15 protein-coding genes are annotated in these 14,860 nt (G+C 69.5%); 7 read left to right on the forward strand and 8 right to left on the reverse strand.

All coding sequences use genetic code 11. From position 1 onward, the window contains the following. Window positions 1–26: 26 nt before the first annotated feature. The 3 genes from rpmA to BM249_RS01885 form a co-directional block, all read right to left on the reverse strand. Window positions 27–293 (reverse strand): 50S ribosomal protein L27, encoded by a 267-nt coding sequence (gene rpmA, locus BM249_RS01875; protein ID WP_091968416.1) that lies wholly within the window; start codon window positions 291–293, stop codon window positions 27–29. 38 nt (window positions 294–331) lie between these two features. Continuing rightward, complete coding sequence (gene rplU / locus BM249_RS01880) at window positions 332–646, reverse strand: 50S ribosomal protein L21 (RefSeq protein WP_091968419.1); 315 nt, start codon at window positions 644–646, stop codon at window positions 332–334. A 217-nt stretch (window positions 647–863) separates the two neighbouring features. Then, complete coding sequence (locus tag BM249_RS01885; RefSeq protein ID WP_091968422.1) at window positions 864–2,399, reverse strand: helicase HerA-like domain-containing protein; 1,536 nt, start codon at window positions 2,397–2,399, stop codon at window positions 864–866. A gap of 165 nt (window positions 2,400–2,564) precedes the next feature. On the opposite strand from BM249_RS01885, the gene BM249_RS01890 reads away from it, so the two are divergent. The 3 genes from BM249_RS01890 (at window position 2,565) to BM249_RS01900 (ending at window position 5,370) form a co-directional block, all read left to right on the forward strand. After that, a complete protein-coding gene (locus tag BM249_RS01890) occupies window positions 2,565–2,954 on the forward strand; it encodes a DUF2267 domain-containing protein (protein ID WP_091968424.1) in 390 nt (129 codons plus the stop codon). Between the two features lie 200 nt (window positions 2,955–3,154). Further along, window positions 3,155–4,183: a l-ornithine N(alpha)-acyltransferase gene (gene olsB, locus BM249_RS01895; RefSeq protein ID WP_091968426.1), complete on the forward strand. Its 1,029-nt coding sequence runs from the start codon at window positions 3,155–3,157 to the stop codon at window positions 4,181–4,183. A gap of 68 nt (window positions 4,184–4,251) precedes the next feature. After that, window positions 4,252–5,370, forward strand: a complete 1,119-nt coding sequence (locus BM249_RS01900) for an acyltransferase family protein (protein WP_091968428.1) — start codon at window positions 4,252–4,254, stop codon at window positions 5,368–5,370. 101 nt (window positions 5,371–5,471) lie between these two features. On the opposite strand, the gene BM249_RS01905 is transcribed toward BM249_RS01900, so the two are convergent. Genes BM249_RS01905 through BM249_RS01915 form a run of 3 tightly spaced genes read right to left on the reverse strand, consistent with a single transcriptional unit; the run spans window position 5,472 to window position 8,231 of the window. Then, a complete protein-coding gene (locus tag BM249_RS01905) occupies window positions 5,472–6,335 on the reverse strand; it encodes an SDR family oxidoreductase (protein WP_091968430.1) in 864 nt (287 codons plus the stop codon). 19 nt (window positions 6,336–6,354) lie between these two features. Further along, window positions 6,355–7,527 (reverse strand): tRNA epoxyqueuosine(34) reductase QueG, encoded by a 1,173-nt coding sequence (gene queG / locus BM249_RS01910; RefSeq protein ID WP_091968432.1) that lies wholly within the window; start codon window positions 7,525–7,527, stop codon window positions 6,355–6,357. 11 nt (window positions 7,528–7,538) lie between these two features. Then, window positions 7,539–8,231 (reverse strand): glutathione S-transferase family protein, encoded by a 693-nt coding sequence (locus BM249_RS01915; protein ID WP_091968434.1) that lies wholly within the window; start codon window positions 8,229–8,231, stop codon window positions 7,539–7,541. A gap of 246 nt (window positions 8,232–8,477) precedes the next feature. On the opposite strand from BM249_RS01915, the gene BM249_RS01920 reads away from it, so the two are divergent. The 4 genes from BM249_RS01920 to BM249_RS01935 all read left to right on the forward strand — a co-directional run bounded on the left by BM249_RS01920 (window position 8,478) and on the right by BM249_RS01935 (window position 12,399). Beyond that, on the forward strand, window positions 8,478–9,281 hold the full coding sequence (locus BM249_RS01920; protein WP_091968436.1) for an undecaprenyl-diphosphate phosphatase: 804 nt from the start codon (window positions 8,478–8,480) through the stop codon (window positions 9,279–9,281). Window positions 9,282–9,447: 166 nt separating this feature from the next. After that, complete coding sequence (locus tag BM249_RS01925; RefSeq protein WP_091968438.1) at window positions 9,448–11,298, forward strand: methylmalonyl-CoA mutase subunit beta; 1,851 nt, start codon at window positions 9,448–9,450, stop codon at window positions 11,296–11,298. A gap of 69 nt (window positions 11,299–11,367) precedes the next feature. Further along, complete coding sequence (locus BM249_RS01930; protein ID WP_091968440.1) at window positions 11,368–11,745, forward strand: hypothetical protein; 378 nt, start codon at window positions 11,368–11,370, stop codon at window positions 11,743–11,745. Window positions 11,746–11,976: 231 nt separating this feature from the next. Beyond that, window positions 11,977–12,399, forward strand: coding sequence for a hypothetical protein (locus tag BM249_RS01935; protein WP_091968442.1), 423 nt, complete (start codon window positions 11,977–11,979; stop codon window positions 12,397–12,399). A gap of 57 nt (window positions 12,400–12,456) precedes the next feature. Here BM249_RS01935 and BM249_RS01940 read toward each other — a convergent pair whose 3' ends face one another. Continuing rightward, entirely contained in the window at window positions 12,457–12,660 is a 204-nt protein-coding gene (locus tag BM249_RS01940; protein WP_091968444.1) for a hypothetical protein, read from the reverse strand. Between the two features lie 455 nt (window positions 12,661–13,115). Next, window positions 13,116–14,855 carry a bifunctional protein-serine/threonine kinase/phosphatase gene (locus tag BM249_RS01945; RefSeq protein WP_091968446.1) on the reverse strand — a complete coding sequence of 580 codons (1,740 nt, stop codon included), beginning with the start codon at window positions 14,853–14,855 and terminating at the stop codon, window positions 13,116–13,118. Window positions 14,856–14,860: the final 5 nt, after the last annotated feature.

A 14,860-nucleotide genomic window follows, 5' to 3' on the forward strand; every position in this document is an offset into this window, starting at 1 on the left:
ACATCCAGACGATCAAGACAGATTCCTTACTCGGCGGCTTCCTGCACCGGAACCACCGTGACGAACGCGCGGCCGCGCTTCGTCATGAACAGCACGCGGCCATCGGTCTTGGCGAACAGGGTGTGATCCGTGCCCATGCCGACATTGGCGCCGGGATGCCACTTGGTGCCGCGCTGGCGCACGATGATGTTGCCGGCGATGACGGCTTCCGAACCGAACTTCTTGACGCCGAGGCGCTGGCCGGCGGAATCGCGGCCGTTGCGGGACGAGCCGCCTGCTTTTTTGTGGGCCATTGGGGCTTACTCCAAAATCTCGAAAAACGGTTCCGCCGTCAGGCGCTGATGCCGGTGATGCGCACCACGGTGTGGTGCTGGCGGTGGCCCCGCTTGCGACGCGAATTCTGGCGACGGCGCTTCTTGAAGGCGATGACCTTCGCGTCGCGGCCATGGCTGACGATCTCGCCCGTGACGCTGATGCCCGAGAGCAGCGGCGCGCCGATCTGGGTGGCGCCGGCGCCGTCGGCGAACAGGAGCACGTCCCCGAAGGTGACGCTGGAACCGGCTTCGCCCTCAAGGCTGGCGATCGTGATGGTGTCGTTGGCGGCAACGCGATACTGCTTGCCGCCCGTCTTGATGACTGCGAACATCGTTCTCTCTCGTGTTCTCTGCCGGCCTCCAGCCCGCCCGTCGGGTAAGCCTGGACCGTCTTCTTGTTCAGGTCATCCGCGACACCGAGTCGAGACCGGGCGCGAACGCGAAACGCGCGGACTTCGTCGAGGAAGCCGCGCCTAGCGCCGCTGCATAGGCGCGGCGACCATGATTTGTCAATGCAATGACAGTCCGGAGGGCCAGGGCGAAGCCCCGTCACCGCTTCGTCAGGCCGCCGAGAATGTTTCGGAGGATCGCGTCGCCCACTTCCGTCCCGACCTTGCGGGCCATGGACCGCGCCGCGTTGCCCAGAACCTGTTCGGCCAGACTCGGGGGCGGACGCCGACCGCCCTTCGTGGGTGGCTTCGACCCGAACACGCCGCCCAGGAGATTCCCGAGCATGCCGGACAATCCACCCTCCGATTGCTGCGCGGCCTCGGCGGGGGCGGCGTCCAAGCCCTTGCGCTTGGCCAGGATCTCGTAGGCGCTCTCGTTGTCCACGGCCGTGTCGTACTTGCCCCGCACGGGACTGTTCGCCATCAGGGCCGCCCGCTCGGCCGGGGTGATGGGGCCGACGCGCCCCTGGGGCGGGGCGACGAGGGCGCGCTCGACGACCGACGGCGTGCCCTTCGGTTCGAGGAAGCTCATCAGGGCTTCGCCGACCCCGAGTTCGGTGATGGCCTCCCCGACGTCGAAGCGGGGATTCTGTCGGAAGGTCTCGGCAGCCGCCTTGACGGCACGCTGATCCCGCGGGCTGAAGGCCCGCAGGGCGTGCTGCACCCGGTTGCCGAGCTGGCCGAGCACCGATTCTGGCACGTCGAGGGGGTTCTGAGTCACGAAGTAGACGCCGACCCCCTTCGAGCGAATCAGGCGCACCACCTGCTCGATGGCCCCGAGCAACGCCTTCGGGGCATCGTCGAACAGCAGATGCGCCTCATCGAAGAAGAACACCAGCTTCGGCTTGTCGAGGTCGCCCACCTCCGGCAGCTGCTCGAACAGCTCCGACAGCATCCACAGCAGGAAGGCGGCGTAGAGCCGGGGCCGCTGCATGAGCTTGTCGGCCGCCAGGATGTTGACGATGCCGCGCCCCTCGCGGTCGGTCCGCATGAAATCGTTGAGGTCGAGGGCCGGCTCGCCGAAGAACCGGTCGCCCCCCTGCCCCTCCAGCATCAGCAACTGGCGCTGGATCGCCCCGATGCTCGCCGCCGAGACGTTACCGTACTGACCCGAGATCGCCTTCAGGTTTTCGGAGAGATAGAGCAGCAGGGCGCGCAGGTCCTTGAGGTCGAGGACCGGCCATTGGTTGTCGTCGGCGACCCGGAAGGCGATGTTGAGCACGCCCTCCTGGGTGTCGTTGAGTTCGAGGAGCCGGGCCAGAACCAGGGGGCCCATCTCGATCACCGTGGCGCGGATCGGATGGCCCTGGTCACCGAACAGGTCCCAGAATACGACCGGAAACCGATCCGGCTCATAGGGGAGGCCCAGCTCCTCGGCCCGCTTGACGAAGACGGGCTTGGATTCACCCGCCGCCGCGAGCCCCGACAGGTCGCCCTTGATGTCCGCGGCGAAGACCGGGACGCCCGCGTTGGAGAAGCCCTCGGCCATCACCTGCAGGGTCACGGTCTTGCCGGTACCGGTGGCGCCGGCCACGAGGCCGTGGCGATTGGCGAGTCGCAGGGTCAGGGCCTCCGGCTTCATGCCGCCGCCCGCGACGCGGGACTTGCCGACCAGAATCGTACCGTCGCCCTGCATGATCGCTAAGCCCCCGCACCGCGCCGCGCGTCGCACCGCTCCCGCCGGTTATGCCGCCGGGGCGCGGCATTTTCCAGCGTCCGCGCCCGACGTGTCGGGACGCCCTTGCTTTACGCGCGGCAAGGCCGGACAGACAGCAATTCGAACCCCCTGGAGCGACCCGAGATGGAAGAATTGATTGCCCGCGTCACCACGGCGACGGGTCTGGACGCCACGACGGCTCAGACGGCCATCGGCCACATCCTGGCTTTCCTCCAGAAGGAAGGCCCCGCCACCGAGGTCAGCCAGCTTCTCGCCGCCCTGCCGGGCTCCGAGACCGCCATCGCGGCTTCCAACGCGGGCGAAGGCGGCGGCGGCGGCCTCATGGGTATGCTCGGCGGCATGATGGGCGGCGGCGTGATGGCGCTCGGCCAGAAGCTCATGGCGGCGGGCGTCCCCATGGGACAGATGCAGCCGCTCGGGCGCGAACTGTTCGCCTATGGCCGCGAGAAGGCCGGAGAGGACGTGATGGGTCCCATCGTCGGCTCGATCCCCGGGCTGAACCAGTTCGTCTGATCGCCCGGCGACATCCTTCGGCGGCTACCCGTTCGACGGCCGCCGAAGGTCATCCGGCTAAGGGCATCAACGCCTTGTCGGGCAAGGAAAACCCCTGTCATAAAAGCGTGCGCGCCGCGTGGTGATGTGGCGTCCCGAAGGCGCGAGGCCGTGGGCTCCGGGGTGAGCCCGCCTCGCGGTCCCGACAGGCGGATGCGACCATGGTCCCGAACTTCGCGCGTGAGGCGTCCACAGCTTGGCTGGCCGGCTGGGAAACCCATGTCCACGCGCCTTTCACCCGCCTCAAGCGCAAGGGGGCCGAGGCCGGTCTCACGGTGCTGCCGGGTTTCCAGGGGCGCACGCTCGTTCCACCCGGTGCCGCGCCGATCAAGTTCAAGCCGCGCCTGAAGAAGCCGCTGCCGGCCCCCGGCCTCGATCCGAGCCTCGGCCGCATCGGCAACCTCGAAGTCCGCTTGGCCACCTCCGTCTCAGAGATCAGACGGGCGCAGCGCCTGCGCTACCGCGTGTTCTTCGAGGAGATGCAGGCCGTGGCCACGGGCCTGTCGCTGCTGTCGCGTCGCGACATCGACGCCTATGACAGCGTCTGCGACCATCTCCTCGTCATCGACCACGCCGCCACGGACGAGACACCGTTCCGGCGCCCGCGCCCGAAGGTGGTGGGGACCTACCGCCTCCTGCGGCAGGACACGGCCGACCGGCATTTCGGCTTCTACACGGCGGGGGAATACGACATTGCCCCCCTCCTTGCCGCCCATCCGGGCAAGCGATTCCTCGAACTCGGCCGTTCCTGCGTCCTGAAGCCCTACCGGACGAAGCGCACGGTGGAACTGCTCTGGGCCGGGATCTGGGCCTACGTTCAGCATCACCGCATCGACGCCATGCTCGGCTGCGCCAGCCTGGAGGGGACGGACCCCGAACGCCTCGCCCTGCCCTTGAGCTTCCTCCACCACCATGCCCGCGCGCCGGAGGGGTGGCGCGCGAAGGCGCTGCCGGAGCGCCACGTCGCCATGGACCGTCTGTCCCGCGAAGCCGTGGACCCCAAGGCCGCCCTCCAGGCCCTGCCGCCGCTCATCAAGGGCTACCTGCGGGTCGGCGCCACCTTCGGCGACGGCGCCGTGGTGGATCGCCAGTTCGGCACCACGGACGTGTTCGTGATTCTCCCGGTCTCCGCCATCGCGGCCCGCTACATCGATCATTTCGGACCGGCGGCGGACCGAAAGGCCGCCTGACGCGCCGCCTCCGCCACGCGGGCGCCGCATCCCCTCGCCAAAGGCTCGTCCGTGGCGGGGGCAAGGCGATGCGGGGTTATCGATACGAGGCGCTCGACGGCGTGCGGGGCCTGGCAGCGCAGGCCGTGGTGATCACCCATGCCCTCGAGATGGCGTTCCTTCCAGCCCACGGAACCGGCGCCGGGATCACCGGCTGGATCGGCCGGGCTTCGGTGATGCTGTTCTTCGTGCTCAGCGGCTTCGTCATCGCCACGAGCCTGAGCCGGTCGGCCCGGCGCGACGGGCGCTTCCTCGTGGCCTACGCGGTCCACCGGGTGGCCCGCATCGCCCCGCCCCTCGTCTTCGCCATCGGCCTCACCTTCGCGGTCGGCGCCCTCGGCCAAGCCGGCGTGACCCTGCTCACCCGCAGCGGCGAGCCCTACACCATGGGGCTCCTCGCATTCCTGCGCGGCATCACCCTGACCTTCGCCCCCACGGACGCGACCTTCGTCATCGACAATCCGCTCTGGTCCCTGCGCCAGGAAGCCTATCTCTACGCCGTCGCGGCCTTCGTCGCCCTCGGTGTCGTCGGACGCGGGGCCGCGCGCGCTCTGGGTTTCGCCCTGGCGGCCGGCCTCGTGTTCGCGACGGCGAACCGGTTCTTCTACCTCCAATCCCTGGCGTTGTTCGGGGCCGGCGCCGCATCGGCGCTCCTCGGTGGGCATCCGGGCCTGCATCGGCTGGCCACGTCCCCCGCGCTCTGGCCGATCGCCGCCTTGGCCCTGGCAGCCCCCCTCGCCTTCGTCGCCCGGCCGGATTTCGTCGATGCCATGAGCGCATGGGGGCCGTTCCTGGCCTATCAGGCCGTTCTCGGCCTTCCCCTGGCGCTGGGCCTGCTGGCGCTCGCAACCGAATCCACGCCCGTCGCGCGGGTCTTCGCGGCCTTCGAAGGTGCGGCGACGTTCTCCTACACCCTCTACGTGGTGCACATGCCGGTCCTGGTGCTGGTGTTCTCCCTGCGGACCCACCTTGCCTGGATGCCGGGGTGGATCGGCGACGGCGCGACCCTGCTGGTCGCCTGGGGCGCCGCTCAAGCCCTGGCCATCGCCGTCGCGCGGGTTCTGGAGCGCCCGAAACCGGTGCGGACCGCCCTGTTCCACCTCCTCGGCCGCCTGGGCTGGGGCCGATCGGCCCTCGAGCGCGCCTAGTGCTGTGACGCAATCACTTCGTTCCTGCGCCAGAGCACCAGGCTTTTGTTGTTGCATCAATTTTCCCAGGCACGGCTGAAGCCTCCGTCTGGATCGATGCACTAGATCCGCGCGTCCGCCACCAGCGCCGCCAGCCCTTCGCGATAGGTCGGGTACGCCAGATCGACGCCGAGCTCCTCGCGGACGAGCCGGTTCCGCACGCGCTTGTTCTCGCCGTAGAAGCTGCGCGCCATCGGGCTGAGATCGGCGGTCTCGAAATCGACCTCGGGCGGCAGGGGCAGGCCGGTCAGGGCGGCGGCGTGCTCGGTCACCACCTGGGGCGGCGTCGGCGCGTCGTCGGTGACGTTGTAGATCGCCCCGGCCCGGGGCCGGTCGAGGGAGGCCAGCAGCGTGGTGGCGATGTCGTCCACGTGGATGCGGTTGAACACCTGACCCGCCTTGATGATGCGCTGGGACTTGCCCTCGCGCAGCTTCACGATGGGGTTGCGGCCCGGCCCGTAGATGCCGGACAGGCGAAACACCTGCACGGGCTTACCCGTCTCCCGCCCGAGGGCGAGCCAGGCGTTCTCGACGGCGAGCCGGCCCTGCGAGCGGCGGCTCGTGGGACGGGGCTCCGTCGTCTCGTCGATCCAGGCGCCCTGCTGGTCGCCGTAGACGCCGATGGTCGAGAGGTAGCCGATCCAGCCGACGCGGCTCGCCCGGATGGCCTCGGCGTAGTGGGCCAGAACCGTGTCGCCGTCGCCGACGGGGGGGGCCGAGATCAGGAGCACGTCCGTCTCGGCAAGGTCGGCGGCGATGCGCGCATCGTCCCCATCCGGCCCAAAGGTCCGCAGGGCGACGCCGTCGAGGCCAGCTCCGATCCGCGCCGGATCGGTGACCGTGGCGCGGACCTGCGCGAATCGCCCGGAGGCCCGTTCGACGAACCGACGCGCGGTGAAGCCGAGGCCGAACACGAAGAGATTCATGGGCGTTGGATGTCCTGCCTCAAGGGTGGTTCTGCGCCTGCTGCGCCAGGGCGTTCTGCCATTCCCCTCGGACCGCGTCATCCGCCTCGTCGGTGCCGGCCCGCGCGAAAATGGTGTGGAGATCGGCGGCGCCGAAGAGGCGGCCGATCGCCCAGACGGCGGCCCCGCGCACGACGGGCGAGGGATCGGTCAGGCACCGCACCGCCTCCTCAGCGAGGGCGGCCGATCCGGAATTGCCGATGGCGATGAGCACGTTGCGCAGGATATTGTCGCGGCCCGTCCGCTTGATCGGCGTCCCGGCGAAGCGCACCCGGAACGCCGCATCGTCGAGGCGGGCAAGCTCCGCGAGGGGCGGCGCCGCAAGGTCGTCCCGCGCGGCCAGCCGGGCCTCCCCCGCTCGTTCGGCGAACTTGTTCCAGGGGCAGACGGCCAGACAATCATCGCAGCCGAAGATGCGGTTGCCGATGGCCGCGCGGAACTCGCGGGGGATCGGCCCCTGATGCTCGATGGTGAGGTAGGAGATGCAGCGCCGTGCATCGAGGCGATAGGGCGCCGGAAAGGCATTCGTCGGGCAGATGTCGAGGCAGCGCCGGCACGAGCCGCAATGGTCCGCCTCGGGCGTGTCCGCGTCGAACGCGGCGGAGGTGTAGATGGCCCCGAGCAGCAGCCAATTGCCGTGCGTGCGGGAGATCAGGACCGTGTGCTTGCCCTGCCAGCCGAGACCGGCCGCTTCGGCCAGCGGCTTCTCCATCACGGGCGCCGTGTCGACGAACACCTTCACGCGCACGTCGCCCTTGGCCGAAAGGTAGCCGCCGAGTTCCTTGAGCTTGCCCTTCATCACCTCGTGATAATCGCGCCGCTGGGCATAGGCGGCGATGGCGCCCCGGTCCCGCCGGGTCAGGACGTCGAGGGGGCTCTCCTCCGGCGTGTAGCTCATGGCGAGCACGATGACGCTGCGCACCCCCGGCCACAGCGTCGCCGGATCGGCGCGCTGGTCGGCCCGGTCCTGCATCCACGCCATGCCGCCGTGGTGTCCGGCCGCGAGCCAAGCCGGCAGGCGCTGCATCAGAGCCGGCACCGCATCGGGGCGGGTGATCCGGAGGCTGTCGAAGCCGAGATGGCGGGCGCGGGCCTCCACGGCCCGGCGCAGTTCGGCTCCCGCCCAGACCTTCTTCGGTGGGCGGCCTTTCATGGAAGGTTCGGTCAGAAGTCGAGGTCCGCGTAGTGGTCCGCCGGGGCCATGCCGGGCACCCGGTCCGCCAGGAGGGTCCGGAAGCAAGGGCGCGACTTCACCCGGGCGTACCAGTCCCGCGCCGTCTCGTCCTCGTCCCAGGGCACGTCGCCGAGGTAGTCCACGCAGGACAGGTGGGCGGCGGCGGCGAGATCCGCATAGGTCAGATGGTCACCCGCGATCCATTTGCGCCGGGACATGAGGTAACCGATGTATTTCAGGTGATAGCGCACGTTCGTGCGCGCCGCCCGGATGGCGTTCATGTCCGGCGGGCCGCCCCCGGCGGCGCTGTTCATGAACCGCTTGAAGATCTTTTCCGTGACGAGGTAGCCCGTCACCTCCGCGTCGAACTTCACGAGGAACCAGTCGAGGAGCCGCCGGACCTCGACCCGGGCCGCCGTGGTCTCGGGCAGGAGGCGCCGACCGCTGAGCCCGAGCCCCCGCGTCTCGTCGAGATATTCCGCGATGATCCCGGCCCCCGGCACCGCCAGCCCCGATTGCTCCACCAGCACCGGCGTGGTGCCGGCCGGGTTGATGATCAGGAAGGCGTCGCGCCGCTCCCACGGGCGTTCCTCCAGCAGGGAGGGCTCCATCCCCATCTCGGCGAGGACGAGGCGGATGAAGCGCGAATGGGGGCAGAAGGGGGAATGGTGAAGCGTCGCCATCGAGGCCGTTCGGACGGGGGAAGCTGCCGGGGACGAGCCGTATCGGGCCCCTCGCAGAGGGTCGCCTATCGAGACTTATTGCTCGATCGTTGCCGCCTCATTAACACGCTGGATTAAAGACGGTAACCGTCCGTCAACCGCGAGGGTCGAAAGCTGGCCCCGCCCGAGGATCGACCACGGCGGGCGGCACGCGCTGCGTCGTGCCGCGAAACATGTCTTCAACATCCGAGACGAGGCGATACCATGATGGATGCGGCCAGCATCGTGAAGGCGGTCGTCCTCGCCGTCGTCGAGGGGGCGACGGAGTTCATTCCGGTCTCCTCCACGGGGCACCAGCTCCTCGTCGGCCACTTCATCGGGTTCGAATCGCCCAACAACACCTTCGAGGTGCTGATCCAGCTCGGCGCCATCCTGGCGATCCTGGCGGTGTATTTCGGCCGCCTCCTCGGGATCGCCAAGGCGTTGCCGAACGATCCCAACGCCCGGCGCTTCGTCCTCGGCATCCTCATCGCGTTCCTGCCGGCGGCGATCGTCGGCGGCCTGTTCTCGAAGTACATCAAGTACTACCTCTTCAACCCGTGGATCGTCTGCGCGACCCTGGTCGCCGGCGGCCTCGTCCTCCTCGTCCTCGACGAGACCGATCTCGAGGTGAAGAAGCGCGACGTGTTCGACTTCTCCCTGCCGATGGATTTCAAGATCGGCCTGTTCCAGTGCATCGCCATGATCCCCGGCGTGTCGCGCTCGGGCGCCACGATCGTGGGCGCCATGCTCATGGGCGCGGATAAGCGCTCCGCCACGGAGTTCTCGTTCTATCTCGCGATCCCCACCATGGCGGGCGCCTTCGCCAAGGACCTCCTCGACAATTACAAGAACCTCTCAAAGGACGACACCGGCCTCATCGTGATCGGCTTCATCGTGGCGTTCCTCTCGGCCCTGTTCGTGGTCCGCACGGTGCTCGATTACGTGTCCGCCCACGGGTTCCGGCTGTTCGCCTGGTGGCGCATCATCGTCGGGTCCCTGGGGTTCTTCGGTCTGATCGTCTTCGGATAGGGCCGACGGGGCAGCGGGAGGCGCGGGCCCCGCGAACGCGGCGGACGAATTCAGTATCCAGGATCGGGGGCGATTGCTTCGGCAAGCCTCACCGTGCAAGGGCTGTCGGGAGAGTGTGCAGAGCCCGGCCCCGCGCGGCCGGCGCCCCGATCCGAAGGCCCGAAGCATGGAAAACCGTCCCCTCGCCGACCTGTTTCCGCCCGCGACCCGCGAGCGCTGGCTCGGCCTTGTCGAGGGGGTTCTGAAGGGCGGGGATTTCGAGAGGCGGCTGGTCTCGAAGACCGCCGACGGCATCCGCATCGAGCCCCTCTACGAGCCGGCCGGTCCCGTCACCCAGCCCATGCGCGCGGCGGGTCCGTGGCGCATCGCCCAGCGGGTCGACCATCCGCAGGCCGACGCCGCCCAAACCCTCGCTTTGTCGGATCTCGAAGGCGGGGCCGACGCCCTGACCCTGGTCTTCTCCGGGGCTCCGGCCGCCCGGGGCTTCGGCCTCGACGCCACGACCGTTGCCGACCTCGACGCGGCGCTCGCGGGTGTGATGCTGCCCCTCATCAGCCTTCGCCTCGATGCCGGCGGACGGGGCGTCGAGGCCGCCCATCTCCTCAAGGATCTCGCGGCGCAACGGGGCGACGCCCTGGGCGACCTCGACATCGACCTCGGCCTCGATCCCATCGGCACCCTCGCGGCGACGGGCCGCGTCGGCGACGGTTTCGCCAAGGACCTCGCCGAAACCCTGGCGACCTTCGAGGCCGCCGGCTTCACCGGACGCCTCTGCCTCGCCGACGGGCGCCCCTACCACGAGGCAGGCGCGAGCGAGGCGCAGGAACTCGCCGCCGTCCTCGCCACGGCGGTGGCCTACCTGCGGGCTCTGGAGGCCGGAGGCCACAGCGTTGAGCGTGCCCGCGACGCCATCGCGGTGCTGCTCGTCGCCGATGCCGACGAGTTCCTCACCATCGCCAAGTTCCGTGCCCTGCGCCGGCTCTGGGCGCGGATCGAGGCGGCCTGCGGCCTCGATGCGAAGCCCCTGCGAGTCCATGCCGAGACGGCCTGGCGGATGATGAGCCGACGCGATCCGTTCGTGAATATCCTGCGCACCACCCTGGCGGCGGGTTCGGCGGGGCTCGGCGGGGCCGACAGCGTCACCGCCCTGCCCTACACGGCGGCCTTGGGCCTGCCCGATGCCTTCGCCCGCCGGGTGGTGCGCAACAGCCAGATCGTCCTCATCGAGGAATCGAACCTCGCCCGGGTCGCCGATCCGGCGGCGGGCGCCGGCAGCTTCGAGGCCCTGACGGATGAGTTGACGCAAGCCGCCTGGAGCGCGTTCCAGGCCATCGAGGCCGAGGGCGGCATCGTGGCGAGCCTCCAGGCGGCCGCCCTTCAGGGCCGGATCGAAAAGATTCGGACGACACGCGCGCGCAACGTCGCCACCCGCCGCGAACCCCTGACCGGGGCGAGCGAATTCCCGTTCCTCGCCGAGAAGCCGGTGACGGTCCTCGACCTGCCCCCGGCCGAGGCGGCGCCCCCTCGGTTCGGCACCGGCGCTCCCCTCGCCTGCGAGCCCCTGCCGTCGCGGCGTCTGGCGGAACCCTACGAGGCCCTGCGCGACAGCTCCGACGCCCATCTCGACGCCACCGGGCGGCGGCCGCTCGTGTTCCTGGCCAATCTCGGCGCCGTCGCGGTCTTCAATGCCCGCTCCACCTTCGCGGCCAACGCCTTCGCGGCGGGGGGCATCGAGGCGGTGAACGAAGCCGGGTTCGACGAGTCAGATGCCCTGGCGCGGGCCTTCACGGAGTCGGGCGCCCGCATCGCCTGCCTGTGCTCGTCGGACGCGGTCTACGCCGAGAAGGCCGTGGCGGCGACCGAGGCCCTGAAGGCGGCGGGGGCGACGCGGATCTATCTGGCGGGCAAGCCGGGCGAGCTCGGCGACACCCTGAAGCGGGTGGGCGTCCACGACTTCCTGTTCGCCGGGGGCGACCTGCTGGCCCTCCTCGGAGAGGCACAGGCGGCGGCGGTCTGAGTTCCGCAACCGAAGCGAGAGGCGGCGCGTTTGCGAAGCGTCGCCGCAGCTCGATCGGATCGGAACTCCATGCGTCTTCAACTCCTTGCCGCCGTCGCCCTCGCGGGTCTGTCCAGTCAGGCCCTCGCCGTAACCGAGAAGGTTCAGGTTCCGCATCGCTACGACGGCAGCTGGACCATCGAAGTGGTGACCCTCGATGGACCGTGTGACCGGAGCTATCGCTACGGCGTCCAGATTCGGAAGGGCGTCGCGACCTATGCGGGGGGTGATTTTCGGATCAACGGCCGGGTGGCCGGCAACGGCGCCGTGCGGGCCGTCATCAACCGGGGCTCCGACCAGGCCGACGTGGTGGGCCGCCTCGCCCGTCAGGGCACGGGCGCCGGTACCTGGAACACCACGGGCCTCATCGGCTGCAGCGGACGCTGGAACGCCGAGCGGCGGGGCTGATACGGCATCCGCGCGATGAACGCGGTGCCCGGATGGGCAGGCCCGTGGGGCACCCGAGGACTACCGAACCCCGCCAGCCCAAAGTCGATCGGGGCGAGCCCGCCCCGGTTGTGATGCGGCGGGCACAGGAGCGGTGAAACCACGCACCGCGCCCTCGCAGCCCTGTTCCCGCCGGATTTCTCGCTGAATACTCGTTCAGATTCGAAGCGGATTCGATCGGAGCGTCAGGCGATGAAGAATGGGCTGCTCGGTGCGATCGTGGTTATCGCCAGTCTCGGCGCCGAGGCTCAGGCCGCCGGCCGGACACCGGGCCGGCCGCATCCGGTGATGGCGCCGCTGGAATCCGCGGCCACGGCCTGCTTCGCCGAGACGATCCTGGCCAACCCCACCGCCACGAAACATGCCCGGGCCGGGCGCTGGTACGAGGCCGCCGGGGTGACGGGCTTCCTGTGCCGCCCGGAGGTGGACGCCATGGTGCGAGCCTATGACGACCTGCACGGACGCGGGACCGGTGGGCGCTACTTCCGCACCGCCTATGCCCGCCACCTCGGCGAACAACTCGCCGGGCGCCTGCAACCGCTGCTCCAGCGCCACGATGTTGCCAGCGCCGAGCCGGCCGCCGACCGGACCGAGACGGCGCCTCCGGCCGAGTGATCCCGCGCCGACGCCGGCCGATGGATGGATCGTCCACCGGCCGGCGCCTGCCGTCGCTTACTCCGCCGCTTCGGCGGCGGCATCGTCGGCGTCGAGGATCGATTCGAGATCGCCCGTCAGCACGTCGAGCTGCTCGGCCGTGGCGACGATCTTGAACCGGGTGCCGTCCTCGGCCTCGACGGCGATCTCCACGTGATCGTCCACCTTGGCGGCGATGGCCTGTTTGAGGGTGTAGGTGGTGGCGGTGTCTTTGGCTGCCATGGGAACTTCCGCTTGCGGTGACGTGTGTCGGCAGCAGGCAACGTCGGGGACGCAGCAAAGAGCCTGCGGCAGAATCTCCCGACTCCGCGAGGCGATTTCTTTGGCCCCTTCCACGACATCACCCGAAACGATCCGGCGCCCAGACCAAAATTCCAACCTCTGCGCACGAAAATCGTGCTGAAATCCATTTAGGTGAATGCTCCCAGCCGTGGGCGATGCGACGGTGGCTTATCCGCACTGAAGGCATTCGGTGCCGGACCGCCTGCGCCGACCCATTGCCCCCCGATTGGTCGGCGCAGGCTCACGACCTCCCACCCTGGCGATCTCGCCGGATCGGAACGCGGCCTCGCCCGCATCGGCTTGCTCCATCATCGCGGCTGCTTTCTCGAAACCCGTCCCCATGTGCGTGCGGTCAAAAGGATGCGCTTAGCTCGGCGCGCCACATGGGCGCTCGATCATCGTGCCCCGCGCGCGAGCAGGACGGCCACCGTCACCGCGAGGGCGAGGGAGACGAGTTTCCAGAACAGCACCGGATCGCGCTCGAGGAGCGCCGCCCGCCGGAGGCCCGGCAGGGAGGGGTTCGGGTGGCGCAGGTCGTGGACGAAGGCCGAGAGGACATCGTAGCGCTGGGCGGGATTGGGATGCACCGCCTTGCGCAGGGCAGCATCGACGAAGGTCGGCACGCCGACACGCGCCGCCGCGACCGAGACGTAATGGAGCCGACGGGCGCGGGCCTCGCTGAAGGCCTGCGCCGCCTGGGTGCCATAGGGCAGGCGTCCGGTGAGCATCTGGTAGGCGATGACACCCAAGGAGAAGATGTCCGCCTGTGGCGTCGCAGGCCAGCCCGCGAGGCATTCGGGGGCCGTGTACTGAACGGTGCCCTGCACCGTGGCGTCGATGCTCGGGTCGTCCTCCGCGAGGCCGGCGATGCGGGTGGCGCCGAAATCGATGATCCGGACGGTGCCGGCGGCATCGATGAGAACGTTGTGGGGGCGCAGGTCCCGGTGCACCATCTCGCGGCGATGGAAGGCACGCAGGCCGGCGGCGATCTGGGCGACGATGTCCCGGATCGTCTCGAGGTCCGGCTCCGGATTGTCGCGCAGCCATTGCGCCAGGGTCCGGCCCTCGACGTAGTCCATCACCGTGTAGAGGTGGCTCCGCCGCCGTGTCCGGGGCGGTGCGCTCAGCACGTGCGGGCTGTCGATGCGCCGGGCGATCCACTCCTCCATCATGAGCCGCTGCAGGCCGGCCGGATCGACATGAAGATCCGTCGACGGGACCTTGAGGGCGACCCGGCGCTCGGTGTCGTCATCGACGGCAAGGTAGACGTGACTGCGGTGGCTCGCATGCAGGGTGCGTAGCACGCGATAGCCGTCGAACGCGGTCGGCGGTTCGAGGAGGGGCGCCGGCGGCAGGGCGTCGAGGCGGCCCGTGATCTCCTCGGGGTTGCCGTCCGGCAAGGCATCGACGCGTACGATCTGAACGGTGAGATTGTCGCCGCTGCCGTTCTCGTAGGCAAGACGGGCGATTTCTCGGGCAGCACCGTCGAGATCGTCACCGTGCCGGGTGATCTCGGCGACGATGGCCTCCGGGGCCACGGATTCATGCACGCCGTCCGTCGTCAGCACGAAGACATCGCCGGCTTCGAGGGCGACGGTGGTGTGGTCGATCTCGACATGGGCGGCGGCCCCCAGGGCACGCCCGAGATAGGATTCGCTCGCCGACAGGACGACGCGGTGGTCCTCGGTCAGGGCTTCGAGGGAGCGTTGGACCACACGGCCGATGCGGGCATCCCCGACATGGAAGATGTGGGCGGTGCGCGACCGCAGCACGAGGGCGCTGAAGGTGGTGACATAGCCCCGGTCCTGCCCACCCTCGGGATCGTGGAGGTGGCGGTTGCGCCGGGTCTCGGCATGGAGCCAGGAATTGGTCGCGGCGACGACGCGGCTCGCCGCCGTCTTCACCGACCACGAATCCGGAGTCTCGTAGTAATCCGACAGGAAGCTCCGGACCGCCATCTCGCTGGCGACATGGCTGACGGGGCTGCTGCCGATGCCGTCCGCGATGGCGAGGGCGCAGCCCCGCAGGGCCAGGGCGGCGCCCTCGGGGAGGCGGGCGCCGTGAAAGTCCTGGTTGGTGTCCTTGCGCCCGCGCTCGCTGTGCTGGCCGAGGGAGAGCGTCAGGGTCGCGGGCATGGATG

The organism is Methylobacterium gossipiicola (assembly GCF_900113485.1).
Taxonomy (GTDB): domain Bacteria; phylum Pseudomonadota; class Alphaproteobacteria; order Rhizobiales; family Beijerinckiaceae; genus Methylobacterium; species Methylobacterium gossipiicola.

Excerpts from the sequence above, each read along its gene's own strand:
- rpmA (WP_091968416.1), bottom strand. The coding sequence starts at position 293 with ATGGCCCACAAAAAAGCAGGCGGCTCGTCCCGCAACGGCCGCGATTCC.
- rplU (WP_091968419.1), bottom strand. The coding sequence starts at position 646 with ATGTTCGCAGTCATCAAGACGGGCGGCAAGCAGTATCGCGTTGCCGCC.
- BM249_RS01885 (WP_091968422.1), bottom strand. The coding sequence starts at position 2,399 with ATGCAGGGCGACGGTACGATTCTGGTCGGCAAGTCCCGCGTCGCGGGC.
- BM249_RS01890 (WP_091968424.1), top strand. The coding sequence starts at position 2,565 with ATGGAAGAATTGATTGCCCGCGTCACCACGGCGACGGGTCTGGACGCC.
- olsB (WP_091968426.1), top strand. The coding sequence starts at position 3,155 with ATGGTCCCGAACTTCGCGCGTGAGGCGTCCACAGCTTGGCTGGCCGGC.
- BM249_RS01900 (WP_091968428.1), top strand. The coding sequence starts at position 4,252 with ATGCGGGGTTATCGATACGAGGCGCTCGACGGCGTGCGGGGCCTGGCA.
- BM249_RS01905 (WP_091968430.1), bottom strand. The coding sequence starts at position 6,335 with ATGAATCTCTTCGTGTTCGGCCTCGGCTTCACCGCGCGTCGGTTCGTC.
- queG (WP_091968432.1), bottom strand. The coding sequence starts at position 7,527 with ATGAAAGGCCGCCCACCGAAGAAGGTCTGGGCGGGAGCCGAACTGCGC.
- BM249_RS01915 (WP_091968434.1), bottom strand. The coding sequence starts at position 8,231 with ATGGCGACGCTTCACCATTCCCCCTTCTGCCCCCATTCGCGCTTCATC.
- BM249_RS01920 (WP_091968436.1), top strand. The coding sequence starts at position 8,478 with ATGGATGCGGCCAGCATCGTGAAGGCGGTCGTCCTCGCCGTCGTCGAG.
- BM249_RS01925 (WP_091968438.1), top strand. The coding sequence starts at position 9,448 with ATGGAAAACCGTCCCCTCGCCGACCTGTTTCCGCCCGCGACCCGCGAG.
- BM249_RS01930 (WP_091968440.1), top strand. The coding sequence starts at position 11,368 with ATGCGTCTTCAACTCCTTGCCGCCGTCGCCCTCGCGGGTCTGTCCAGT.
- BM249_RS01935 (WP_091968442.1), top strand. The coding sequence starts at position 11,977 with ATGAAGAATGGGCTGCTCGGTGCGATCGTGGTTATCGCCAGTCTCGGC.
- BM249_RS01940 (WP_091968444.1), bottom strand. The coding sequence starts at position 12,660 with ATGGCAGCCAAAGACACCGCCACCACCTACACCCTCAAACAGGCCATC.
- BM249_RS01945 (WP_091968446.1), bottom strand. The coding sequence starts at position 14,855 with ATGCCCGCGACCCTGACGCTCTCCCTCGGCCAGCACAGCGAGCGCGGG.